Source organism: Flavobacterium soli DSM 19725 (genome assembly GCF_000422705.1).
Classification (GTDB): Bacteria; Bacteroidota; Bacteroidia; order Flavobacteriales; family Flavobacteriaceae; genus Flavobacterium; species Flavobacterium soli.
In genome coordinates, this window is the sequence record NZ_AUGO01000014.1 from 47,979 (window position 1) to 58,624 (window position 10,646).

Below are 10,646 nucleotides of genomic sequence, written 5' to 3' on the forward strand. Positions count from 1 at the left end.
ATTACGGTTTATAAATGTCTTTCAAAAGCTGAAATTATAATCCTTTTGTGAATTCACTCGTGATAAAATCGACCACCTTCGTTAAATCACCCGTTTGTTCAAAAATGGCCAATTGTTTTGCAGCTCCTGTTCCATCTCTTAAAATATTATGAACATAATTGATCTCGTCACGGCTTCCCAATTCATCCACAACATCATCAATAAATTCAAGCAATTCGAGGATCAATTCGCAAGTTGGTACTTCTTTTTTTAAACCAAAATCAATCATATTACCTCTGATTCCGTATCGTGCGGCACGGAATTTATTTTCTTTTATAAGTGCCAAACGGTAAATATTGAAGCTGGTATTTGCCATCGTTAATTTATACAATTTTGCCACAACCGCTTGAATAATTGCTACGATACACATTGTTTCATCCACAGTTAAACTCATGTCGCAAATGCGGAATTCAATTGTGTCATAAAACGGATGCAAACGCAAATCCCACCAAATTTTCTTTGGATTATCGATGCAATTGGTTTGTACCAAAGTATCCAAGAAATTATCATAAGATTGCAAGGAATCAAAATATTCCGGAAGTCCAGTTCTTGGGAATTTATCAAAAACCTTGGTTCTGAATGATTTATAACCTGTTTGTCTTCCTTCCCAAAAAGGAGAATTGGTTGAAAGGGCAAAAATATGTGGCAAGAAATAACAGGCTTGGTTCATCAATTGCAAACCAATTTCACGGTTTTCGATTCCAACGTGGCAGTGCATCCCAAAAATTAGATTGGAACGAGCGGCATCTTGCAATTCATTAACAATATTATGGTATCGAGGATCGTCGGTAATGGCTTGGTCTTGCCATCTCGAAAAAGGATGTGTTCCTGCACCACCAACAAGGAGTCCTTGTTTATCAGCAAGTTCAACAATTTTTTTTCGTAGAAAAGTAATTTCTTCACGAGCTTCTTTTACATTTTTGCAGATATTGGTTCCAACTTCCACAACAGATTGGTGCATCTCAGCTTTCACCTGTTCGTTCAAAATTACTTTTGCACCATCCACAATTTTAGAAAGGTGTGAACGTAAATCTCGTGTAACAGGATCGATAATTTGGTATTCCTCTTCAACTCCAAGAGTGAATATGGGTAATTTTTTCGTCATTTTTGTTTTTGTTAATTATAAGCATTAAGATATATTTTATACCTTAATGCTTTATCTTTTTATTTAGCGGCGTTTTTGATAAAAGTTCCCCAAGTCAAGTTCATTTCGCCCGGTTTTTGTTTTTTTGCAGCAGCAATTGCCATTTTAGCAGCTTCTTCCACAACCCAGTCAAAATTTTCTTGGCCTACAGAAGTCAATTCGGCATCTGGAGCTGGATTTCCAAAGTCAATAGCATAAGGAATTCCATCTCTTACGGCAAATTCTACCGTATTGAAATCATAACCTAAACCTTTGCAAAGTCTTAAAGTGTAGTCTTTTATAGTTGCTAATAATTTTTTATCGGTATTTGGATTTTCAACCACATATCTCAAATGGTGTGGATTTCTCGGTTCATAAGGCATAATTCTTACGGCTTTTCCACCAAGGCAATACACACGATAGTAATCTTGGAATACAATTTCTTCTTGCAAAAGCATTACCAATTGTCCTGTTTCGCGGTGTTTTTCCCAAAATTCTTCCTTGTTTTCAAGACGGTAAACATTTTTCCAACCTCCACCGGCATAAGGCTTCATATAAGCTGGAAATCCGATATAGTCAAAAATACCATCCCAATCTAAAGGGAAAGCCAAGTTGCGGAATGATTTTCCAGTTGTATCTGTTGGATGTTCAGCAGAAGGAAGGATTACCGTGTTGGGTAACGGCACTCCCAAAGTATCAGCCAAGGCATTGTTGAAAAATTTATCATCGGCACTCCACCAAAACGGATTGTTGATGACGTTTGTTCCTGTCAAGGCTGCGTTTTTAAGATAAGCTCTATAAAAAGGCACATCTTGTGAAATCCTATCGATGATTACGGCATATTCGCCACCTTTGTTTTGAATTACTTTGTCAATAGAAACGGCTTCGGCAATAATTCCTTTTTCATTTTTTGAGTTTACTCTGTCTATAAATGCTTGCGGAAAGGTGTCTTCCATTCCGAATAAAATTCCAATTTTTTTCATAATTTATTTTTTGTGTTTTGTTTTGATATTTTGTGTTGGCTAGAAAAACTTTATTCTAGATAAATAATGTGGAAACATTTCTTTCCAGACGGGCCAATCGTGTTTTTGGTCTCTACGGATATCCAGCCAATGTTCAATACTTCGATTGCTTAAAACCTTGCTCATTTTTAGATTTGCATCCAAACAAATGTCCCAGTTTGAAGTTCCCAGAACAATATCCATTTGCCATAAATTTGGATCATTTAAGCCATAAAGAAAATCTTCCGGACTATTGAAAAATACATCTTCATTGTGAAAGCCGTCCATAAAACTCTTGATGTCAAAAGCGCCACTCATGGAAAACATGTGGCTGACATAACCCGGGTGCCGAAAGGCAAAATTGGCAGCATGATAACCTCCGAAACTGCAACCAGCAACAACAACTTTTCCTGTGCCAGTATTATGTCTGACTCTTTCAACGATTTCGTGACAAATCATTTTGTCATACCAAACGTGGTTTTGAATACGATGAACGGGATGGATTTTCTTGTTGTAGAAACTATCTTTGTCGATACTTCCTGGACAAAAAACCTGAATCAAGCCTTGTTCGATGTACCATCTTGCAGATTCAATTAGTCCTTGATCTTTGTTTTCGTGATAACTTCCCATTGAAGTAGGGAATAAAATTACCGGATATCCTGCATGCCCAAAAACGAGCATTTCAATTTCACGACTTAAGTTTGGTGAGTACCATTTGAAATATTCTTCTTTCATAAATTAGCTGTTTTGTTTTTAAATGGTGTTATATGAATGCTGTATTTTGCAATACTTTTTCTTGTTCTTATAATTTCTAATAATTCTTTAAACAATTATAATGAAAATAATCAGCATTTGTAACTTGTGACTGATGTTTTTACAAAGAATTATTATAATGATTGTATATTGGAATTTATATTAACAAAACAATAATTAATACTTAAATTTTTACCTAAGTTTAAATTTTAAGCAATAAAAAAGGCTTGGTTTTTGATTATTGAATGGAAAATTATCACTAATTTTTTATTTAAAAGATAAATTTTAGTTAATTTGGGTTTTTTAAGCCTAAATAACAGCCTTAATTTTTACATTTAGCCTTTGAAAATTGCATTGCTTCAAATCAATATGAAATATCTAATAGCACTTTTTTTTACGATTTTTCTTTCCATAGAATCAGAAGCTCAGGACCTCATCAGTAATCCTAAGGCAATTCCTGCAATGCCAAATCCAAATGCACTTCCTGTTATCACACCCGAAAAAAAACCAAGCATCTTTGATGTAAAACCAAAAAATGATGTTCCTGATTTGTGGAGTGATAAAAGCAAGGTAGAATTTAAAAAAGAAGAATTTGCAAATCCCGCTGATCGCTATACGAAGAGGATGAATACGAGATCAAGTACTGAAGGCGATGGTGATGCGAAGGCTTTTAGAAGAGATCAATACTTTGGAGATTTTAGAACAAAATCTGAAACGATTAAAGTGATGTACCGAGATCCTCAGGCTGTGGATGGTGATTTGCTAAAGGTGTTGCTCAATGATAAAGTTATATTAGACAATATCTTTTTAGAAGGAAATTTTAAATTTATTGAAATCAAATTAGTAGATGGTTTCAATAAAATTGATTTTGTGGCCTTGAACGAAGGTCAATATTTCCCAAATACGGGTGGATTTATCATCATGGACAAAGGTCTTCAGTTGTATTCAAGTGAATGGAACATGTCTACAGGATTTAAGGCTTCCTTTATTATAGTAAAGGAATAATTAGAACCACTTTCTCGTAAAAAGATTTATCAAAACGCTTGGACTCAAAGTAACGATAAACCTAACCTTTTCCTGATAATTGTTATCGGCAATTTCCCAACCATTGTTAGAATAAACAGGGAAATACAGCTCAAAATAATCAGTGACCAAATTCAATCGAACACCACTGTCATAAACAAATCGCTCTCCTTGATTTTTGTTTTTCATAAACCCGGCATCGCCATAAATTTCCACCCAATTCCAAATATTAAAACTCGCATTGGTGGTTGCCATCCATTGATTTGCATACGGATTGATCAATCTTGATTTGAATCCACCTTCGGCAATAATGAGTTGTTGGCTGAAAAGTCCGCTGGTTTCAGATCTTCCATAATAATTATAATCAAAAAGATAATCAGTAGGTCGGTCTAGGGCAAAGCTAAAAAAATCAGAATCGGTTGTGTTGTATAAAAAAGCACCAGCAAAGAAGCGAACGTTGATTTGCCTGTTGTCGTTAAATAATTTCCTGTAGCCAAATTCGATTGATGATTTTCCAAATTTGCTCGATAGTTGTAAATCCGTTGAAAGGTTGAAATGCTTGGTGATTTCGGTTTTATTATCGGAGTATTTTGCATTGAAAACGCTGTAATTTTGGTTGTTTTCATCAAAGCTTAAGTCATATTTAGATTCTTGCCTGTTGACCATAACTTGCCGAATTAGCAAACCACGCTTTCTATTGTCTCGAAAATCCTTTTCGCGAAAGCGGAAAATTGCCGTTGGATTTATTTTCAAATAGGTAGCATCTGGAGCATAATGGAAGTAATTTCCGCTAATCAAATAGCGGTTGTTGAAGTCTTCGCTTTTTCGATTGTATTGATTTATGGCAAAAGAAAAACTCCCAATTAGCGATTGTGTATTGGCTGAATAGACAGGATTGACATCAAAATTGAAAGGCTTGTCCAAAATTGTTTTGTTATGGAAGCGAATTCCTGGTGAAATTCCGTCATAAAGATTATAGGTTACTGTGGGAACATACAAAATCTGGTTATAATAGGGATCTTCCAAATCCTTCATGAATACAAATTTAAAAGGTCTGTTGTTTGGGAAAAACGGCCGCATCGATTTCCAATTGTTTCTCAAATTGAATTCAGGAACTTCATTTTTATAGTTGAGGACAATTCGATCAGCCTCTTTTCGTTCAACAGTAAAAGTACTATCAGTGCTAATGTTTTCATACCATTCCTTGAAAACAACCTGTTTTCCCTTCAATCCATAAACAGGAATTGGAACAGTAGTATTGGTTCGATTTTTTATCGTAAAGCTAACACTGTCTTGCGATTTTGAAATACTACTGAACTTATAATCTACAATTTCTCTTGAATTAACTATGGTATTAAAAAACCAGTCAATGTTTTTAGGAGAATTGGCTTTTAAAATTTGTTCCAAATCTTCTCGACTTGTCTGTTTTTGTTGATTGATTTTATAAAACTCAACCAAGCTTTTGGATACGATTTCATTTTCAAGATAATGATCCAAATATTTGAAGCTCAATCCTGATCGATATTTTCCAGCAATTTGCTCATTGAATTTTATAAAGGTGTTTTTTGGATCTCCAATTGGTTGATCAAGATTTTTTCGAGCCATCAGCATATAAAAATAGCTATATTGCTCGTTAAATGAAAGATTCGTAAGGTTATAGCTTTTGAGGATTCTAAATTTAGAAACACTTCCCATCATCTTGCTCTGGGGATGGAATTCATCGATATACCGCATCATTACAAACATTTGCATACCGTCATAAATCCAATTGTCTTTTCTTGGGTCAAGCCGAAGACTGGTTTTGAGATAATTATTCAAATAGGTCTTTAGGAATTTAATTTCGAAGAGAAAATCATCCGGAAACGGACTTAAAAAAGAAGGCAATTGGTTCAAACCATAAAACGGATTTCGGTCATAATCTGCTTGCGAAACCACAACTTTTCCGTGAGGATATGCACCGATATTTTCCTTGACAAAATCCATCATCTGATTGATCAGTAAAGCTTTTCGAACTTCATCAACATTATTGGTTTTCAAATCGGTGAGAACTTCTAAATCAGATTTTTTAAAACTTCTAAAATTGGTATTTTGTTCCACGAAGAGGCTAAAATCAATTCTGTTTGTGCCAGATAATGTATAAATAGCATTATGGTTTTCAATTGTTTTTTTTGAAAATAAATCGGTTGTAATTTCAAAAGATTCTGGAACCGAAACCGTTACATCATAGTCGGAAATAGAATTGGCACTATCATCCAAATTATTATTGCTGTATTTTATAAAACCACCATTTTCGTATCGAGCAGGAGTGAGGAAGGCATTTTTGAGGTACATTTTGCCATTTTCGCCATAACCATAATTAGTGAAGCGGTTGCTCGGAAGTTTTAGTGTATAGTTCAGAATTAGATTGATTTTTTCGTTTGGAGCTAGTTTTTGTGGTAACGTAACTTCAATCAAATCAGGTTGGTCGTGAAGTCTTTTCCATTGGAAATCTTGGTTATACATGTCCCTAATTGCAATCTCTTTTGTACTACCACGCTCTTCTTCTTTTGCAACATGAAAGCTTCTCACAAATTCATCAGAAAATCGTTTTGCAAGTGGTGTCTCCTTGCTCGAATAGGCATTGTTCCAATCGTTTAAAATAACGCTGGTCAAAGTATCATTCGATTGATTGTGAAACGTTAATTCCTGCTTGACAAAAAGAGTCTTGTCGATTGGAATTACCATAACATCTATACTTGAATGATTTTGTGCAAATGAGCTCCAAGAAACCAACAAGGCAATGCCAACTATAATTTTAAGGATGTATTTCAAGGATGTATTTTTCAAATTTAAATAGCAATAGTAAACACTAATAAGATGTGATTTATTATAAAGGTTGGTTAATTGTTTCTTAAAAACAAAGTTCACAAAGAAAACAAAAAGCTGCATCCTTATGAACTTATACGAACAAATTGTACTAAAGGGTTTTAGAAATTCGGACTTAGATTGTATTTCTTGTAGAAAGTATCCAAAACGTCCACAACTTCTTCCTCTGTATCCACAATCTTGATCAAATCAAGATCACTCGGGCTAACATTATGGTATTTTTCGACCAAAACGGCTTTTATCCAATCCATCAAACCTGACCAAAAATCACGTCCTACCAAGATTACAGGGAATTTTGCTACTTTTTTAGTTTGAATCAAAGTAATAGCTTCAAACATTTCATCAAGCGTCCCGAAACCTCCCGGCATCACGACAAAACCTTGAGAATATTTAACGAACATTACTTTTCTTACGAAGAAGTAATCGAAATTAAGATTTTTATCTCTATCAATATAAGGATTGAAATGCTGTTCAAAAGGCAGTTCGATGTTTAAACCAACCGAGGTTCCACCACCAAGATGTGCTCCTTTGTTTCCCGCTTCCATGATTCCAGGACCACCACCAGTAATCACGCCATAACCTGCTTTACTAATTTTAAAGGCAATTTTTTCTGCCAAAAGATAAAAGTGGTCGTCTGGTTTTGTTCGTGCTGAACCAAAAATAGAAACACATGGACCAATTCGTCCCATGGCTTCATAACCGTTTACAAATTCTGCCATAATTTTAAAAATGGCCCAAGAATCGTTGGTTCTTATTTCATTCCACGTTTTTTGCTTTAATCTATCTTGGATTATTTTATCCTCATCATTGTCAAAATCTTCTAATCTCATATTATATTATTTATTCTAATTTTTTATTGCTTATAAAAGCTTGGCAATATATAAAAATTTTCTTCAAGACCTAACAGGTTTTTAAAACCTGTTAGGTCTGTAAAATTTAATGTAATTCTTTCTTTAAAAACTGAGCCGTATAGCTTTTCTTTACCTTGGCAACTTCTTCAGGAGTTCCTTTAGCTACAACAGTTCCACCGCCTTTTCCCCCCACTGGACCTATATCAATAATATAATCTGCTAACTTGATAACATCCATATTGTGTTCGATAATCAAAATCGTATTGCCTTTATCAACCAATTTGTTGATGACTTCCATCAGGACGCGAATGTCTTCGAAATGCAGTCCAGTTGTAGGTTCATCTAAAATATAGAACGTATTCCCGGTGTCTTTTTTAGCCAATTCACCCGCCAATTTGATACGTTGTGCTTCTCCACCAGAAAGCGTCGTGCTTTGTTGTCCCAAAGTGATATAACCCAAACCAACATCTTGCAATGTTTTTACCTTTCGGTAGATTTTTGGTATATTTTCAAAAAACGGAACGGCTTCATCAATCGTCATATTCAAGACATCAGATATCGATTTTCCTTTATATCGGATTTCTAAAGTCTCTCTGTTGAATCTTTTTCCCTGACACGTTTCACATTCTACATATACATCTGGAAGGAAATTCATTTCAATTGTTCGTACACCTGAACCTTCGCAAGTTTCACATCTTCCGCCTTTTACGTTAAAACTAAAACGTCCAGCTTTGTAGCCACGAATCATACTTTCTGAAGTCATGGTAAAGAGATTTCGGATTTCTCCAAATACTTCCGTATAAGTCGCTGGATTGGAACGGGGTGTTCTCCCGATCGGACTTTGGTCGATGTCAATTACCTTATCAATATGTTCCAAACCTTCAATCTTCTTGTAAGGTTGTGGTTTTTTTACACCATTAAAATAATACGCATTCAGAATCGGGTAGAGGGTTTCATTGATTAAAGTTGATTTTCCACTTCCAGAAACTCCCGTTACACAAATCATTTTCCCCAGAGGTAGTTCTATTGAAACATTTTTCAAGTTGTTTCCAGTTGCTCCAGTAAGTTTCATTGACTTTCCGTTTCCTTCACGACGCTGTTTTGGAACTTCAATTTCACGTTCGCCATTAAGGTAAGAAGCAGTAAGTGTATGTTCTTTCAGAATTTCGGCAGGAGTTCCTTTACTGATGATTTCGCCTCCATATTTTCCTGCTTTGGGACCAATATCAATCACATAATCGGCACGTTCAATCATGTCTTTATCGTGTTCTACCACAAGGACAGAGTTTCCGATGTCTCGTAATTGTTCCAAGGATTTGATGAGTTTTTCGTTATCTCTTTGGTGCAAACCGATACTTGGTTCATCCAAAATATACAAAACCCCAACTAGTTGCGAACCAATTTGGGTAGCCAATCTAATTCGTTGTGCTTCTCCACCCGAAAGTGATTTCGAACTTCGGCTTAAAGCCAAATATTCCAAGCCGACATTCATAAGAAATGCCAAACGGTCCTTGATTTCCTTGATGACTTCGGTTGCAATCCGTTTTTGTTTATCGGATAAGTGGTTCTCCAAATCATTGAACCAAACGGTCAAATCTGAAATATCCATCGAAGACAATTCGTGAATATTTTCGTTATTGATTTTAAAGTATAAAGCTTCTTTCTTCAATCTTGAACCTTCACAAACCGGACATTTCACTTCGTCCATGAATTCCTTTGCCCAACGTTTGATGGAAGTCGAACCACTTTCGTCAAATTGATTTTTGATGAAATGCGAAATGCCCTCAAATTCAATTTTATATTCTTTTGTGATGCCTAACGTTTTTGAGGCAACTGCAAATTTATCTTTTCCACCGTTTAGGATCGTGTCCATTGCTTCTTCCGAAATCGACTCGATTGGATCGGTAATTTTAAAGCCATATTTTTCTCCGATAATTTCCAATTGCTTGAAAATCCAAGTCGATTTATATTCTCCCAAAGGAGCAAAACCACCTTGCTTGATGGACATTTTTGGGTTCGGAATTATTTTTTTGATGTTAATTTCGTTTACCATTCCCAAACCGTTGCAATGATCACAAGCGCCTTTTGGAGAGTTGAACGAAAACAAGTTGGGTTCAGGATTTTGATAGGAAATTCCAGTTGAAGGACACATCAAATTCCGACTAAAATAACGAACGGCATTACTATCTTGTTCCAAAACCATCAGGACATTTTCGCCGTGATACATCGCGGTATTGATGCTTTCCATAAGGCGTTTTTCGCTTTCTGGGCTGTTATCAGCTACGATTCTATCAATGACAATTTCGATGTCGTGTGTCTTGTAACGATCCAGTTTCATTCCAGGCGTGATATCTTTTATATCACCATTGATGCGTACTTTCAGGAAGCCTTGCTTGGCAATTTGTTGGAATAATTCGGCATAATGACCTTTTCGAGCACGAATAACGGGAGCCAAAATATTGATTCTTTTATCCTTGAAATCTTCAGAGATAAGCTGTTTTATTTGTTCATCACTGTAACTGACCATCTTTTCGCCCGTATTATAACTGAAAGCATCGGCACCTCTCGCATAAAGCAAACGAAGGAAATCATAAATTTCAGTTATTGTTCCAACTGTAGAGCGTGGACTCTTGCTGGTTGTTTTTTGTTCGATGGCAATAACAGGGGAGAGTCCGTCAATTTTATCCACATCTGGACGTTCTAAACCACCCAAGAACTGTCGGGCATAAGCCGAAAAAGTTTCGACATAACGGCGTTGTCCTTCGGCATAAATGGTATCGAACGCAAGTGATGATTTTCCAGATCCTGAAAGTCCAGTGATAACTACTAGTTTCTCACGAGGAATTGAAATGTCTATGTTTTTGAGATTGTGAACGCGGGCTCCTAAAACTTCTATAGTATTGTCTGATTCTAGCATATTTTTTGGCAATTCCGAATAGGTCGGAAGCAAAGTTACTATTTTGGTTCGGAGTATGTAAATTATTTAATAAA

General features: G+C 35.6%; 7 protein-coding genes. 1 reads left to right on the forward strand and 6 read right to left on the reverse strand.

All coding sequences use genetic code 11. The annotated features are described in order from the left end of the window. Nucleotides 1–34: 34 nt before the first annotated feature. Genes G508_RS0114270 through G508_RS0114280 form a run of 3 tightly spaced genes read right to left on the reverse strand, consistent with a single transcriptional unit; the run spans nt 35 to nt 2,898 of the window. Nucleotides 35–1,144, reverse strand: a complete 1,110-nt coding sequence (locus G508_RS0114270) for a carboxylate-amine ligase (protein ID WP_026705961.1) — start codon at nt 1,142–1,144, stop codon at nt 35–37. Between the two features lie 59 nt (nt 1,145–1,203). Continuing rightward, nucleotides 1,204–2,145, reverse strand: coding sequence for an ATP-grasp domain-containing protein (locus tag G508_RS0114275; protein ID WP_026705962.1), 942 nt, complete (start codon nt 2,143–2,145; stop codon nt 1,204–1,206). Nucleotides 2,146–2,184: 39 nt separating this feature from the next. Then, nucleotides 2,185–2,898 carry an esterase family protein gene (locus G508_RS0114280; RefSeq protein WP_026705963.1) on the reverse strand — a complete coding sequence of 238 codons (714 nt, stop codon included), beginning with the start codon at nt 2,896–2,898 and terminating at the stop codon, nt 2,185–2,187. Nucleotides 2,899–3,285: 387 nt separating this feature from the next. On the opposite strand from G508_RS0114280, the gene G508_RS19085 reads away from it, so the two are divergent. After that, complete coding sequence (locus tag G508_RS19085; RefSeq protein WP_051197660.1) at nt 3,286–3,921, forward strand: hypothetical protein; 636 nt, start codon at nt 3,286–3,288, stop codon at nt 3,919–3,921. Here G508_RS19085 and G508_RS0114290 read toward each other — a convergent pair whose 3' ends face one another. The 3 genes from G508_RS0114290 to uvrA form a co-directional block, all read right to left on the reverse strand. Then, nucleotides 3,922–6,663, reverse strand: a complete 2,742-nt coding sequence (locus tag G508_RS0114290) for a gluzincin family metallopeptidase (protein ID WP_157486044.1) — start codon at nt 6,661–6,663, stop codon at nt 3,922–3,924. 242 nt (nt 6,664–6,905) lie between these two features. Continuing rightward, entirely contained in the window at nt 6,906–7,634 is a 729-nt protein-coding gene (locus G508_RS0114295; protein WP_026705965.1) for an LOG family protein, read from the reverse strand. Nucleotides 7,635–7,740: 106 nt separating this feature from the next. Next, nucleotides 7,741–10,572 (reverse strand): excinuclease ABC subunit UvrA, encoded by a 2,832-nt coding sequence (uvrA, locus tag G508_RS0114300; RefSeq protein ID WP_026705966.1) that lies wholly within the window; start codon nt 10,570–10,572, stop codon nt 7,741–7,743. Nucleotides 10,573–10,646 lie beyond the last annotated feature (74 nt).